The 14,952-nt window shown below is 67.9% G+C and carries 11 protein-coding genes; 9 read left to right on the top strand and 2 right to left on the bottom strand.

Going from position 1 to position 14,952, the window contains the following annotated elements; genetic code table 11:
* Positions 1-95: 95 nt before the first annotated feature.
* The 6 genes from BLT73_RS03220 to trxA are packed head-to-tail and all read left to right on the top strand — an operon-like array spanning position 96 to position 9,943.
* Complete coding sequence (locus tag BLT73_RS03220) at positions 96-1,154, top strand: aldo/keto reductase (protein WP_090520748.1); 1,059 nt, start codon at positions 96-98, stop codon at positions 1,152-1,154.
* Complete coding sequence (tsaE, locus tag BLT73_RS03215) at positions 1,136-2,572, top strand: tRNA (adenosine(37)-N6)-threonylcarbamoyltransferase complex ATPase subunit type 1 TsaE (protein WP_090520746.1); 1,437 nt, start codon at positions 1,136-1,138, stop codon at positions 2,570-2,572. Before BLT73_RS03220 ends, tsaE begins: the two co-directional genes overlap by 19 nt.
* Complete coding sequence (locus BLT73_RS03210; RefSeq protein WP_245726978.1) at positions 2,560-3,240, top strand: nucleotidyltransferase family protein; 681 nt, start codon at positions 2,560-2,562, stop codon at positions 3,238-3,240. The genes tsaE and BLT73_RS03210 overlap by 13 nt, the downstream gene beginning before the upstream one ends.
* The gene (gene addB / locus BLT73_RS03205; RefSeq protein ID WP_090520744.1) at positions 3,230-6,178 is read left to right on the top strand and encodes a double-strand break repair protein AddB; all 2,949 of its coding nucleotides are present in this window, start codon (positions 3,230-3,232) and stop codon (positions 6,176-6,178) included. The genes BLT73_RS03210 and addB overlap by 11 nt, the downstream gene beginning before the upstream one ends.
* Entirely contained in the window at positions 6,171-9,566 is a 3,396-nt protein-coding gene (addA, locus tag BLT73_RS03200) for a double-strand break repair helicase AddA (RefSeq protein WP_245726976.1), read from the top strand. Before addB ends, addA begins: the two co-directional genes overlap by 8 nt.
* A 56-nt stretch (positions 9,567-9,622) precedes the next feature.
* Positions 9,623-9,943, top strand: a complete 321-nt coding sequence (gene trxA / locus BLT73_RS03195) for a thioredoxin (protein ID WP_090520742.1) — start codon at positions 9,623-9,625, stop codon at positions 9,941-9,943.
* 30 nt (positions 9,944-9,973) lie between these two features.
* Here trxA and BLT73_RS03190 read toward each other — a convergent pair whose 3' ends face one another.
* The gene (locus tag BLT73_RS03190) at positions 9,974-10,849 is read right to left on the bottom strand and encodes a hypothetical protein (protein WP_245726970.1); all 876 of its coding nucleotides are present in this window, start codon (positions 10,847-10,849) and stop codon (positions 9,974-9,976) included.
* A gap of 101 nt (positions 10,850-10,950) precedes the next feature.
* Here BLT73_RS03190 and hslV point away from each other — a divergent pair, with 101 nt between their 5' ends.
* The 3 genes from hslV to BLT73_RS03175 all read left to right on the top strand — a co-directional run bounded on the left by hslV (position 10,951) and on the right by BLT73_RS03175 (position 13,203).
* Positions 10,951-11,508 (top strand): ATP-dependent protease subunit HslV, encoded by a 558-nt coding sequence (hslV, locus tag BLT73_RS03185; protein WP_090520981.1) that lies wholly within the window; start codon positions 10,951-10,953, stop codon positions 11,506-11,508.
* A 45-nt stretch (positions 11,509-11,553) separates the two neighbouring features.
* On the top strand, positions 11,554-12,852 hold the full coding sequence (hslU, locus tag BLT73_RS03180) for an ATP-dependent protease ATPase subunit HslU (RefSeq protein WP_090520736.1): 1,299 nt from the start codon (positions 11,554-11,556) through the stop codon (positions 12,850-12,852).
* A gap of 153 nt (positions 12,853-13,005) precedes the next feature.
* On the top strand, positions 13,006-13,203 hold the full coding sequence (locus BLT73_RS03175) for a PLDc N-terminal domain-containing protein (RefSeq protein ID WP_090520734.1): 198 nt from the start codon (positions 13,006-13,008) through the stop codon (positions 13,201-13,203).
* A 90-nt stretch (positions 13,204-13,293) separates the two neighbouring features.
* Here the strand turns inward: BLT73_RS03175 and BLT73_RS03170 are convergent, their stop codons facing one another.
* Positions 13,294-14,898: a PAS-domain containing protein gene (locus BLT73_RS03170; protein ID WP_143025613.1), complete on the bottom strand. Its 1,605-nt coding sequence runs from the start codon at positions 14,896-14,898 to the stop codon at positions 13,294-13,296.
* Positions 14,899-14,952 lie beyond the last annotated feature (54 nt).

Raw genomic sequence — 14,952 nt, 5'->3', positions numbered from 1 at the left:
CGGGAAGGGCGCCCGAGCCGCCGGATCCGCGCGCCCCGGTCTTTCCATTGCCGTCGCCGCGCGATAGCGTCCGGCGCAAACGCGAAGGAGACAGGATGCAGCGCGAGACACTTGGCCGGAGCGACCTGGAGGTCAGCTCCATGTGCCTCGGCACGATGACCTTCGGGCATCAGACCGACGAGACCGACGGCCATGCGCAGATGGATCTGGCCTATGACAGCGGGATCACCTTTCTGGATTGCGCGGAGATGTATCCGGTCAACCCGGTGCGCTCGGACACCGCCGGGCGCTCGGAGGAGATCATCGGAAGCTGGCTGAAGCGGTCCGGGCGACGCGCAGAGATGCAGATCGCCACCAAGATCACCGGCAATGGCAGCGTCGTGCGCAATGGCGAAGGCTATGACGGCGCAATCCTGAAACGCTGCGTCGAGGGGTCGCTCTCCCGGCTCGGAACCGATGTGATCGACCTCTACCAGATCCACTGGCCGATGCGGGGCAGCTACAGCTTCCGGCAGAACTGGCGCTACGATCCGTCCGGCCAGGACCGGGCCGAGACGCTGGATCATTTCGAGGATGTGCTGCGCGCATTGCAGGAGATGGTGCAGGCCGGCAAGATCCGCCAGTTCGGCCTATCCAACGAAACCGCCTGGGGCACGACCCGCTGGATCGACGTGGCCGAACGCATCGGCGGACCGCGGGTGGTGTCGATCCAGAACGAATATTCACTGCTTCAGCGGCTCTACGACACCGACCTGGCCGAAGTCGGGGTGAACGAGCAGGTCACGCTCCTGGCCTACTCGCCGCTCGCGGCGGGGCTGCTGACCGGGAAATACGCCAATGGTGCCGTGCCCGATGACAGCCGCATCGCGGTGGACCTGGCACATGGCGGCAAGGGCATTCTGGGCGGGCGCAAGACCGAACGGGCGATGCAGGCCGTCGATGCCTATCACGCCCTGGCGCGAGAACATGGCGTTGACCCGGTGCATATGGCGCTCGCCTGGCTGGGCACGCGGCCGTTCCCGGTGATCCCGATCCTGGGCGCGACGAGCCTGGACCAGTTGAAACATCAGCTTTCCGGTCTGGATGTCGGGCTGACCGATGATCTGGTTTCCGCCATCGACGATCTGCACCGCCAATGTCCGATGCCCTACTGAGCCTGACCGCGGACGCGACGCTGCTGGCGGCCATTGCCCGCGCCCTGGCGACGGAGCTGCGGGGCGGCGATACCGTGCTGCTGGAAGGTCCGGTGGGCGCGGGCAAGTCGCATTTCGCGCGGGCCTTCATCCGCGCCGTGCTGCGCAACCCCGCCGAGGAGGTGCCCAGCCCGACCTTCACGCTGGTGCAAAGCTATGACGGCGACCCGCCGGTCTGGCACGCCGATCTCTATCGCCTCAGCGACCCCGCAGAGGTCGAGGAGCTGGGGCTTCTCGACGCGATGGAGGAGGCGATCACGCTGATCGAATGGCCGGACCGGATGGGCGATGTGACCGGGGCGCTGCGTCTTCGACTGACCGCGCTCGACGACCCGGAATTGCGGCGGGTCCGCCTCGGCACGGATGGCGATCCGGTCCGGTGGCGGCGGATCCGGCGCGCGGTGGAGCGGGCGGTGTTCCTGCATGCCCATGGCTGGGCCGGGGCGCAGGTGGCGTTTCTGGCCGGCGATGCCTCGGCACGGCGCTATTTCCGCGTGGAGCAGGACGGGCATAGCGCGGTGCTGATGGACGCCGATCAGGCGACGCTCGTGCCCTATCTGCGGATGACCGCATGGCTGGCCGCGCGGGATTTCGCCGTGCCCGCAATCCTTGCCAGCGATCAGGCGCAGGGGCTGGCGCTGATCGAGGATTTCGGGGATGCGCAGCTTGCCCGCATCGTGGAAGCCGAACCGGACCGCGCGGCCGAGCTTTATCCGCAGGTCGCCGCTCTTTTGGCGCGGCTGGCCTCGCACCCGCCGGTACCGGGCATCATGGCGCTCGACGGGGCCGAGATGGCACGCCAGGTCGGCATGTTCGCCGAATGGTATCCCGGCGCGGTCGGGGCGGGCGCGGATGCGCAGGCGGCCGCCGCAGAAATCGCCCCCTGCATCGCCGCGCTGCATGACCGGCTGTGCGCGGATCTGCCCGCCGTGACCAGCCTGCGCGATTTCCACGCCGAGAATATCCTGCTGACACCGGATGGCCGGCTGGGGCTGCTGGATTTCCAGGACTCGGTGGCCGCGCATCCGGCCTATGATCTCGTCTCTGCCCTGCACGATGCCCGCCGCGCCATCCCGGCGGAGGTGGAGCGGGCCAGCATCGCGGTGTTCCTGGCCGAAACCGGGCTGGACCCCGACCGTTTCGATGCGGCCTTTGCGCTTCTCGGCGCGCAGCGTAATCTGCGGATCATGGGAATTTTCACGCGCCTTTGCATTCGTGACGGCAAGCCGCGCTACCTGGCGTTCATGCCCCATGTCTGGTCGCTGATCGGGCGCGAGACCGCCCATCCGGCGCTGAGCGAGCTTGCCGCGCGCGTCGCCCGCATTCCCGCCCCCACGCCTGACCTGATCGAAAGGATCCGATCCCGATGCCGCCCCTGATGATCTTCGCCGCAGGCAAGGGCACCCGCATGGCGCCGCTGACCGACACGACACCGAAACCGCTGATCGAGGTCGCGGGACGCAAGCTTCTGGACCGCGCGCTCGCCATCGGGCGGGACGCGGGTGCATCGCGGATCGTGGTCAATGCGCATTATCTGGGCGAGCAGATCCATGCGCATCTGGCGGGCTCGGAGGTTGCGATCTCGGATGAGCGCGACCGGCTGCTGGAAACCGGCGGCGGGCTGCGCAAGGCGCTGCCGCTTCTGGGTGACGGGCCGGTGATGACGCTCAACCCCGATGTGATCTGGACCGGACCGAACCCGCTCAAGGCGCTCGACATGGCCTGGGACGACAGCCGCATGGACGCGCTTCTGATGCTTGTGCCGCACGCGCGGGCGCGGGGCAGGGTCGGGCCGGGGGATTTCTCGCTCGACCATACCGGCCGCATCAGCCGCATGGGCGATCTGGTCTATGCCGGTTGCCAGATCATGCGGACCGAGCGGCTGGCGGGCATCGCGGAGGAGGTGTTCTCGCTCAACCTGCTCTGGGACCAGATGATCCGGGACGGGCGTGCCTATGGCATCGTCCATCCGGGCGGGTGGTGCGATCTGGGCCGGCCGGAGACGATCCCGCTGGCCGAACAGATGCTGGCCGAACATGTGGGCTGACTGGCAGGGCGGCACCTTTGCCCTGCCGCCTGGTGCGGATTTCTGCCGCGGCGTGGTGGAGGGGCTGCTGGCACGGATGGCGGGCAAACCGCCCGAGGCGCTTGCCAGCGTGACCATCTATGCCAATTCCGGCCGCACCATCCAGACCTTGCGAGAGGTCTTCGACGATCACGCCGCGCATCACGGCCCGATCCTGTTGCCACGGATGATGCGGTTCGGAGATCTGGGCAGCGCCCTGCCCGGAGAGCGTGCCGCTCCGCTGGCGCGGGTGCTGGAGCTGGGAAATCTGGTCGCGCGGCTGATGGCGCGCGATCCGGGGATCGGTGCGGGGCAATCCGCGCCTGAGCTTGCCGAGTCTCTGGCCGCGCTGATGAGCGAGATGCAGACAGAAGGCTGCGGGCCGGGATCGCTCGACCGGGTCGATGCCGGAAACCACGCAGCGCATTGGCAGCGCGCCCTCGCCTTCCTGAAGATCGCGGCGCAGTTCTATCTGACCGATCCGCCCGTCGATCAATCCGCGCGGCAGCGCGCGAAGGCAGAGGGGATGGCTCGGCTCTGGCAGGACGGGCAGGCCGTGCCCGATGCGCCGATCCTGGCCGTGGGCTCGACCGGATCGCACGGTGCGACGCGGCTGTTTCTGCAGGCGGTGGCCCGGCTGAAGCTCGGTGCGGTGATCCTGCCCGGCTATGATTTCCATCAGCCCGAGCGGGTCTGGGATGATCTGGCAGACGGGGCCGAGGATCATCCGCAGGCGCGGCTGGCGGTGCTGCGTCATGGATCCGTCCGGCCCTGGGTGGCGGTGCCGGACAGCGACCGCAACCGGTTCATCTCGCTGGCGCTGCGGCCCGCGCCGGTCACGGATCAGTGGATCGCCGAGGGGCCGGACCTGCCGGATCTGCGTGAGGCCACGGCCGCGATGACGCTGATCGAGGCCGATCAGCCGCAGGAAGAGGCCGACGCCATCGCCGTCATCATCCGCGATGCCGTGGCCAAAGGCCGCAAGACGCGGCTTTTCGCAGCGGATCGCGGTCTCGTGCGCCGGGTCGCCGCCGCGCTCGACCGATGGGGGCTGGTGATCGACGACAGCGCCGGAGAGCCGCTCCACCTCACCCAGCCGGGGCTGTTCCTGCGCCATGTCGCCGGTCTGTTCGGCCGCCCGCTGACCATTGATGCGCTGCTGACCCTGCTGAAACATCCCGTGACGGCAACCGGCGGCGCGCCCGGCGACAATCTGCGGATGACACGCGATATGGAGCTGCATCTGCGCCGCCATGGCCCGGCCTTTCCCGATGCGGCGTTCCTGCGTGACTGGGGCAGCCGCGCGGGCGAGGATCGCAAAGGCTGGACCGGCTGGCTGGCCGATACGCTGGATCTGCTGTCGGACTCGCAACAGGAAACCGGACCCCGCCCGGTGCAGGACCACATGGCGCTGCATCTGAAGCTGGCGCGGATGCTGGCGGCGGGTCCGGGCGGCGATGCCGACGCGTCGGCGCTGTGGAACGATGCTGCCGGGCGCGCGGCAGAGATGGCGATGACCCTGCTTGCGACCCATGCGCCGCGGGCTCAGCCGATGGGCGCGCGCGACTATGCCCGGCTGATCGACACGCATCTGGCAGGTCAGGGGGTTCGCGCGGCGGATCGGGGCCATCCGCTGATCCGGGCCTGTGGCACGCGCGACGCGCGGACCGAGGCCAATCTGGGCGACGGGGCGCTGATCGTCCTTGCCGGGCTGAACGAAGGCGGCTGGCCGCAACCGCTTTCCCCCGACCCCTGGCTGTCGCGCGCGATGCGCGCCGAGATCGGCCTGACCCTGCCCGAGCGGCTGATCGGTCTGTCGGCGCATGATTTCCAGCAGGCCGTGGCTGCGCCCGAGGTGGTGCTGACCCGCGCCCGGCGGGATGCGGAGGCCGAAACCATCCCGTCGCGCTGGCTGAACCGGATGACCAACCTGATGTCCGGCCTGCCGGAGCGGTCCGGGCCGGAGGCGCTTGGCGCAATGCGTGCGCGGGGCGCGGTGTGGCTGGATCTCGCGCGGCAACTGGCGCGGCCGCGCCACCGGCTCGATCCCGCGCCGCGTCCCGCGCCCATCCCGCCGGCACCGGCCTTCGATGCGATCTCGGTGACGCAGGTGAAAACCCTGATCCGCGATCCGTATGCGATCTATGCCAGCAAGGTGCTGGGGCTGGAGCCGCTCGACCCGCTGCGGCCGGAACCTGGCGCGCAGCTTCGCGGGCAGGTGCTCCACAAGGTCGCGGAACGGCTGCTTCAGCCGCGGCCCGGCCTGGAGATCACGGCGGAGGATTTGCGCGCACGGTTCCTTGAGATCACCGCAGAGGTGCTGTCAGAACATGTGCCCTGGCCCGCCGCCCGCGCCTTCTGGCAGGCGCGGATGACCCGGATCGCGGACCGGATCGCCGCGGATGAGCAGCGCCGCCTGCAGCGCGGTGCGCCGGTGGTGGTCGAGGCCGCGCATTCCCTGCCCGTGCCGGGGCTGGAACTGAAGCTGACCGCCAAGCCCGATCGCATCGACCTGCTGGACGACAGCGCCGTCGCGCATGTCTATGACTACAAATCCGGCAGGCCGCCCAGTGACGGTGAGATGGCGCATTTCGACAAGCAGTTGGTGCTGGAAGCGGCGATGGTCATGCGCGGCGCCTTCCCGGAGATCGGGGCGGCCGGGGTGGAGGGGGTCAGCTATATCCAGCTCGGCGGCGAGGGCGAGACCTTTGCGCGCAGCTTCTCGCCCGATATGGCCGAGGAGACCTGGGCGAAATTCGTGATCCTCGCCACGCGATACCTGCGGCGGGACACCGGCTTCACCGCCCGGCGGGCGTTGCAGAAGGTCACCGATGCCAGCGATTACGACCATCTGTCGCGCTATGGCGAATGGGGGGCGGGCGATGTGCCGGTGAAGATGCGGGTGGGCGGCGATGACTGACGATGCGATGATGCCGCCCGCGTCCCCCGATGATGCGACGCGCCGCCAGATGACCGCCGCCGATCCGGGGCGCTCCACCTGGCTGACCGCAAATGCCGGATCCGGCAAGACCCGCGTGCTGACCGATCGCGTGGCCCGTCTTTTGCTGGACGGCACGCGGCCGGAGCGGGTTCTGTGCCTGACCTATACCAAGGCCGCCGCGACCGAGATGCAGAACCGGCTGCTGAAACGGCTGGGCGAGTGGGCGATGCTGGGCGATGCCGATCTGCGCCGGGCGCTGACGGAACTGGGCGTGGCGGGGGCGCCGGACCTGAACGCGGCGCGGCGGCTCTTTGCCCAGGCGATCGAGGCGCCGGGCGGGCTGAAGGTCCAGACCATCCACAGCTTCTGCGCCGCCCTGTTGCGCCGCTTTCCGCTGGAGGCCGGCGTGCCGCACGGCTTCACCGAACTTGACGACCGCTCCGCCACACTGCTGCGCGACGAGGTGCTGGAGGAGATGGCCGCGGAAGATCCGCCGGAGATGGGCGATCTGACCGCCATCCATTCCGGCGATCTGCTGGATGGGCTGCTGGCGCAGGTGACGCGCGGCTTCGATGCGGAGGCCGCGGCGCGGTCGCTATCGGCGCAGGCGGGGCTCTCGCCGGATCTGACGGCGGGCGATCTTCTGTCGGAGGTCTTTCTGGGGGGCGAGGCGGCTTGGGTCCGCGATCTGACAGCCCTGCTGGCGGGCGGCGGCAGCAGCGATGCCGGGCTGGCCAAAAAGCTGCAATCGGTGCGGTGGGGCGCGCCGCGGCTTGACGATCTGGCCGTGCTGGAGGGGGCGCTGCTGTTCGGGGCGAAAGCGGCGGCGCCTTTCGCGCCCAAGATCGACAAGATCCCCACGAAGAAGCTGCGCGACGGCCCCTGCGCGGCGCTGATGCCCGATCTCAACGCGCTGATGGAGCGGGTGGCCGAAACCAGGCCCCGGCGGATCGCGCTGCAATTCGTCGAACGCTCAGAGGCGCTTCGGCGCTTCGGCCGGGAGTTTTCCCGCCGCTACGAGGCGCGGAAGGCCGCGATGGGCTGGCTGGATTTCGACGACCTGATCGCCCGCAGCGCCCGTCTGCTGTCCGATGCGACCATGGCGCAATGGGTGCTGTTCCGGCTGGATGGCGGGATCGACCACATCCTCGTGGACGAGGCGCAGGACACCTCGCCCGAGCAATGGCGGGTCGTCGAACGGCTGACGGCGGAGTTTACCGCGGGCGATTCTGACCGGCTGCGGACGCTGTTCGTGGTCGGTGATCCGAAGCAGTCGATCTATTCCTTCCAGGGCGCGGATATCGCCGTGTTCGAGGCGCGGCGGGACGGCTTTGCGGCCGATTTCGCGGCGGTGAAGCGGCCGATGCAGCAGCTCGACCTGGAATATTCCTTCCGCTCCTCGCCCGCGATCCTGACGGCGGTCGATGCGACGTTCCGCGGCGCGGCCGGTGAGGGGCTGGGTCAGGCGGCGCTGCACCGGGCGTTCCTGGCGGAGCGGCCCGGCCGGGTCGATCTGTGGCCGGTGATCGACGCACCGGACAAGCAGGACGAGCCGCCCTGGGAGGATCCGGTGGATCAGCTTGCGCCCGACTCCGCGCCGACCCGGCTGGCGGAGGAGATCGCGCGGCAGGTCAAGGCGATGCTGGATCCCGTCCACGGTGCCTCGATCGCCACCCGCGACGGGGTGCGGCGGGTCGGCGCGGGGGATATCCTGATCCTCGTGCAGGGGCGGCGATCCGCCCTGTTCGGCGAGATCATCCGGGCGTTGAAGGCGGCGGAACTGCCCGTCGCCGGGGCTGACCGGCTGAAGCTGGCGGCAGAGCTGGCGGTGAAGGATATCCGCGCCATGCTGAATTTCCTCGCCACACCGGAGGATGATCTGTCGCTGGCGGGGCTGTTGCGCTCGCCGCTGATCGGGCTGGACGAGGATGCGCTTTACCGCCTGGCACATGGGCGCAGGCGGGGCGAGTATCTGTGGGAGCGGCTGCGCCACTCCGACCAGATGGCGGCGCGCGACCTGCTGGGGGACATGCTCGATCACGCGGCGATGCGTCCGTTCGAGCTGATCTCGCGCCTGCTCAACCGTCATGGCGGGCGCGAGAAGCTGCTGGCACGGCTGGGACCGGAGGCGGAGGACGGCATTGACGAGCTGGTGACCCAGGCGCTTGCCTATGAGCGGACCGAGGTGCCCTCGCTGACCGGCTTCCTGGTCTGGCTGTCGGCCGATGACGTGGAGGTGCGCCGCCAGCCCGGCGCGGGGGTGGGGCTGATCCGGGTGATGACGGTGCATGGCTCCAAGGGGCTGGAAAGCCCGATCGTGATCCTGCCCGACACCAAGAAACGCAACGCTTATCGCCCGCCGGAGGTGCTGCGCCCGAAGGACGGGCTGCCGATCCTGACCGGGCGCAGCGATGTGCGGCCGGATTTCGCGCAGGACATGGTCGACACCGCCGCCCGGCTGGATGCGGAGGAGCGCAAGCGGCTGCTCTATGTCGCGATGACCCGCGCGGAAAGCTGGCTAATCGTCGCAACTGCCGGCGATCCGGGCGTGGACGAGGAAAGCTGGTATGCGATGATCGAGCAGGGCCTGTCCTCCAGCGGGCTGGAAGAGGAGACGCTGGAGGGCGGGCTGGGCCCGATCCGGCGCTACGGGTTCGGGGATTGGCCTGAAGCGGCGCCAGCCCGGCGCGCCGATGTGGAACCGCCCGCGCCCGCCGACTGGCTGTGGCAGGATCCGCCGCCGGTCGCGCCGCGGCGAAAGCCGCGCGCGGCCTCGGCGCTCGGCGGTGCAAAGGCGCTGCCGGGACCGGATGGCGACGACCCGGACACCGCCATGCTGATGGGCACGCGGCTGCATCTGATGCTGGAGCATCTGCCTGATGCGGACAGGCGTGACTGGCCGATGCTGGCGCGCGACATCCTGGCCGGATCCGACGCCGGCCTGCCGGATGAGGAGACGCTGTCCTGGCTGCTGCGCGAGGCGGGCGCGGTTCTGGATGCGCCGGCGCTGACGGATCTGTTCACCCCCGGCCCTGACGCGCATGTGCTGCGCGAGGTCGATCTGGCCGTGTCGCTTCCGGGGGCGGGACCGATCCGGGGGGTGATCGACCGGCTGATCGTCGCGCCGGACCGGGTCAGCGTGATCGACTACAAGTCGAACGCCACCGTGCCCGACCGCCCCGAGGCGACGCCCCAGGGCATTCTGCGCCAGATGGCCGCCTACCGCGCCGCGCTGCGCGGGCTCTACCCCGGCCGGGAGATCGCCACCGGGCTGATATGGACCGTCACGCGCGAGCTGATGTGGCTGCCCGATCCGGTGCTGGACCGCGCGATGGCCGCCCTTGACCCGGCCCGGCAAGCTACATAGCTGTTGAGACAACCCACCCCGCCGGCACGCCCGGCCGCCATACAGGAGAATCTGCCATGGCCACGCTTCCCGTCAGCGACGCGCAATTCGAATCCGAGGTCGTGAAGGCCGATCTTCCGGTCATCGTCGATTTCTGGGCCGAATGGTGCGGCCCGTGCAAGCAGATCGGACCGGCGCTCGAAGAGCTTTCCGACGAATATGACGGCAAGATCAAGATCGTGAAGGTCAATGTCGACGAGAACCCGGAAAGCCCGGCCTCGATGGGCGTTCGCGGCATCCCGGCGCTGTTCATGTTCAAGGACGGACAGGTCGTCTCGAACAAGATCGGGGCCGCGCCGAAAGCCGCGCTGAAGGCCTGGATCGACGAGAACGTCTGATCCGGCTAAGAGATCACGGCAGGGCGGCGGTCAAAGGGGCCAGCCGCCCTTTTTCATGGCGGCGAGGATCCGCTCCTCGGCCGTCTCGGCCATGGCGTCGATGGCCTGATCCTTCAGGAACCACCACAGATATTTCGCGTAATACGCCTTGTGATCGGGCGCACGGGACAGCGCCTCCTCCACCCCCAGCTCGGACACGTTCAGCGCGATGTGGTGGAAATCGATCTGCGCGAACAGCACTACCGGACGCGCCAGCAGATAGGCCTCGAAGGCGACCGCGCTGTTCTGGGTGGCAACATATTCCGCCCCCGCCAGCAAGTCCCGGCTGTTCCCGCCGATCTTGAGATTGGGATAGATCGAGGCCAGCAGATCGAGCGCCTCGGTTTCCTCCGGCGTGTACTCGCCATTGGGATGCAGCGTCGCGATGCATGGCTTGCCGGTCTTCGCGACCGCGCTGACCATCTCGATCGGGCTCATCGTCTGGAAGGAGCGGCGCTGCGTGAGCTGCCGCTGCAGCGGGATGAGGACGTGGGTGGGCTCGGTCGGCGTGATGTCTGGCATGACCCGGTGGCGCAAATGGTGGATCAGCACCCGCGCCTCCTTCTGGTCGATCGCGGCAGGTCTGAATTTCCGCCGCGCCACCTGCCACCGCCATCGCTGCGGTTCGGATTCGATATGCCAGTAGGGATAGACATAGGTCCGCCGGAAGATCTTCACCCGCTTGTGGGTCGGCCCGCTCATGTGATGCAGCGCATAGACATAGCGTTCCGGCGGCGCATCCGTTTCAGGCGCCAGCTCGGCCTTCCAGCCGCGGCGTTCCACGGCGCTCACGATGCGGTTGATGAAGTTGAAACTGCCCGAACGCGCCTGTTCGAGCAATCCCGCATCCAGATGAATTCGCAGCATTCTTTCGGTCATGCCGCACGTTAGTCCGCCCTTCGGATTCCCGCAATATCTTGCGGGCGCACCACGCCACGCCTATCTGGTCAGCAATGAAGGAGAGATTGATGGCGGATGACAGGTTTCCCGGCTGGCACGGCACGACGATCCTGGCGGTCAAGCGCGGCGGCAAGGTCGTGGTTGCGGGTGACGGTCAGGTCAGCGTCGGCCAGACGGTGATGAAGGGCAGCGCCCGCAAGGTACGGCGTTTGTCGCCGGGCGGGCGCGAGGTGATCGTGGGCTTCGCGGGATCGACCGCGGATGCCTTCACGCTCCTGGAGCGGCTGGAAAAGAAGCTGGAGGCCGCGCCCGGCCAGTTGCAGCGCGCCTGTGTGGAGCTGGCCAAGGACTGGCGCACCGACAAATATCTGCGCAACCTCGAAGCCATGCTGATCGTGACCGATGGCAGCCAGCTTTACGTCGTCACCGGCGCGGGCGATGTGCTGGAACCCGAACATGACATCGCCGCCATCGGCTCGGGCGGCAATTTCGCGCTCGCCGCCGCGCGCGGCCTGCTGGAAACGGATCTGGATGCCGAATCCGTCGCGCGCAAGGCGATGGCGATCGCTGCCGATATCTGTGTCTATACCAACGGCAACCTGACCGTGGAGACGCTGGCCGGATAAGCGCACCGCCAGCCCCGAAACGCATCAGCCAGACGAAAGGCGACCATGACCGAACTGACCCCCCGCGAGATCGTGTCGGAGCTCGACCGCTTCATCATCGGGCAGAAGGATGCGAAACGCGCCGTGGCCGTTGCGCTGCGCAATCGCTGGCGGCGCAAGCAGCTTCCCGACGATCTGCGCGACGAGGTATATCCCAAGAACATCCTGATGATCGGGCCGACCGGCGTCGGCAAGACGGAAATCAGCCGGCGGCTTGCCAAGCTGGCGCAGGCGCCCTTCGTCAAGGTCGAGGCGACCAAGTTCACCGAGGTCGGCTATGTCGGCCGCGACGTCGAGCAGATCATCCGCGACCTGATCGATGCGGCGATGATCAACACCCGCGAGCATATGCGCGAGGAGGTCAAGACGCGCGCCCATCAGGCCGCCGAGGATCGGGTGATCGAGGTGCTGGCCGGCGAAGGCGCGCGCGACCAGACCCGCAACATGTTCCGCGACAAGCTGAAACGGGGCGAGCTGGATGACACGGTGATCGAGATCGAGGTGCAGGACAATTCCAACCCGCTGGGCGGGCTGGACATTCCCGGCCAGAGCGGCGTCGGCATGATGGATCTGTCCGGCCTGATGAAGGCCTTCGGCGGCCGCAGGATCACGCGCAAGGTCAGCGTCGCGGAGAGCTATGAGCTGCTGATCGCGGAAGAAGCCGACAAGCTCCTGGATGACGAGGCGGTGAAGGCCGCGGCGCTCGAATCGGTGCAGGAAAACGGGATCGTCTTCATCGACGAGATCGACAAGGTCTCGGCCCGGACTGATGCGCGCGGCAGCGATGTCAGCCGCGAAGGGGTGCAGCGCGACCTGCTGCCGCTGATCGAGGGCACGACGGTGTCCACCAAATACGGGCCGGTGCGCACCGATCACATCCTGTTCATTGCCTCGGGTGCGTTTCATGTCGCGAAACCCTCGGACCTGCTTCCCGAATTGCAGGGCCGTCTGCCGATCCGGGTGGAGCTGCGCGCGCTGACCGAGGAGGATTTCGTCCGCATCCTGACCGAAACCGACAATGCGCTGACCCGGCAATATACCGCGCTGATGGGCACGGAAGGGGTGACGGTGGAATTCGCCGATGACGGCATCGCGGCTCTGGCCCGGATCGCGGCCGAGGTGAATGGCAGTGTCGAGAATATCGGCGCGAGGCGGCTTTATACCGTGGTGGAGCGGGTGTTCGAGGAGCTGTCCTTCACCGCGCCCGACCGGGACGGCGACAAGGTCGTCGTGGACGCGGCGTTCGTCGAGACGCATCTCGGCGACCTGTCCCGCTCGACCGATCTGTCGCGCTACGTGCTGTAGCCACGGCCGCGTCCCGTCATGCCTGCGCGGCGCGAGGGAGCTGTGCGGGCGCGCATCGCATTCGGCAGGCGGCTTTGTTGCCGCCTGGCCGGAACCCACCCGCCCAATGCTCGTTGACTCGCGAGCGCCGAACGAAACGAGGAAGAGACCGAAATGCAGTTCAACATGTTCTCCGGCCTGATCGGCCTCATCATCTTCGCCCTTGATGTCTGGGCCATCGCGCAGATCATCAATTCCGGTGCGCAGAAGAGCAGCAAGATCATCTGGGTGATCGTGGTCGCCGTGCTGCCGGTGGTCGGGCTGGTGGCGTGGTATCTGGCGGGACCCAAGTCCAACCTCGGCCGGCATTAGCGCCTCTAGGCGGCTTGAGCCTGTCGTAAGAGGGCGCAGACGACCTCCTGCCTGGTGATGGCGGCACAATTTGAACAGCGTTGGGTCGCGTCACCGCTGACGGGCCGGTTTGATCTTTTCCCCGGCCTCCGCACCAACGGTCGCGGCGTTGCCAGCATCTTCGGTTTCCGCCTCGCCCCCGGTCGCGGATGACGCGGCCGCCGTTGCTGCAAATTGCAGCATCCGCTTTCCGCCCGGCAGCGCGGTGACCACCCAGTGCAGCACCCCGCTCTCTCCGGGACCGAAGATCACGCCTTGATCCTGACCGGCCTCATCGGCGCGGGTCAGCGCGGTCTCAAGTTGGGACAGGCCCGGTGCCTCGTTCCATTCGCCCTGCCATTGCCGCAGCGCCTCGGCCACGCGCTCCGGCGGATCGGTGGTCCGTAATTCGCGGTAAGCCCGGTTGACCGTGACCGTCTGCCCGACGGCGTTGAACACGATCAGCGCCTGTTCCAGCCCGTCGAGCACCTGGGTGCCGAGCGCCAGCTCCGCCCGGAACTTGCGGGTCAGCGAGACTTCCGTGGTAATATCCTCGAACAGGAAGGCGATGGCCCCGCCGGGATGCGGCCGACCCGTCACGCGATATGTCCGGCCACCGGGCAGCGACCAGCTTTCCGCGTGGTACCCGGCTGCCGCCGCCGCCTCCAGCGTGGTGATCTGCTTGCGCCAGCTTCGATAGTCGCGCGGCTCCGGCACCATGCGCAATTCGCGCAGTTGATCGAGCACGCTGTACAGCGATGGCCGCGATGTCAGGAACCCGGCGGAAAGGCCGGTCAGGTCGATCAGCGCCGGGTTGAAGAGCTGCAATTGCCGGCCCCTGTCGAAAATGGCCAGCCCGATCGGCAGTTCCGCGAAGGTCTTGGTAAGGGTCTGAAGGAAGTTCCGCAGGCTTTCCTCGACCTGAACGGTCGCGTCGGCTGGAAGCGCATAGGTGGTCGAGCCGCCTGCATGATCGTGGTCGTGGCATTCGAACCAGCGGGTTCCCAGCGGATCGTCGAGCCTCGCGCGACAGGTGCTGCCGGCGGCGTTCTGGGTGGCGTCGGGGATCAGGATTTCGGGCAGCGGCCAGTCGCTTTCCCTGCCGGCCTGTTGTTCCGCGATCTGCAGATAGGTGTCATTCGCCCAGACGATCTGTCCCTGCCGGTCCCGCCGGAAAATCAGCGCCGGAAAATCCTCCACGATGCTGCGCAAAAGCTCCAGCTCCTCTTCCAGCGCCTGCTGCGACAGCGAGTCGACCACGATGCCGCTGGTTTCGGAATCCGGGCCGATCAGGCTCAGCCGCAGTACGCCATCGGCGATGGTGGTCACGGTCAGCCGCATCCTGGCCGCGCCGGATCCGCCGCGTCCTGCAATCTCCGCCTCGCCGCCTTCGTCCAGCACCCGGTCAAGCGCCGACAGATCGTCGAAGCGCCGCGACAGCCATGGCTTGAGCGCGGCCAGCGTGGGGGCGGAGCAGCCTGAGAGGATGGTGCGGGCCGGCGCGGTGGCGTCCACCAGATCGCCGTCGCGGAACAGAAAGACGCAGGGGGCGATCATGTCAGATGCGAAGGACATGGCGGGCGACTTGTCCTCGAACCTGCGCATGACCAGCAGGGCGACCAGGACGGAGATCACACCACAGGCGAGGGCCGCGGCTGCTAGCAGTAGGGATTCCATGTCATATCCGCCCTCAACTGATCGCGATCAACCTCGCATTGGGCAATTAATAAG

Origin of the sequence: Paracoccus isoporae (assembly GCF_900101865.1) — a bacterium.
Classification (GTDB): Bacteria; Pseudomonadota; Alphaproteobacteria; order Rhodobacterales; family Rhodobacteraceae; genus Paracoccus; species Paracoccus isoporae.
Note: the sequence above shows the minus strand (reverse complement) of the source record. Positions and strands in the feature narration are given on the sequence as shown.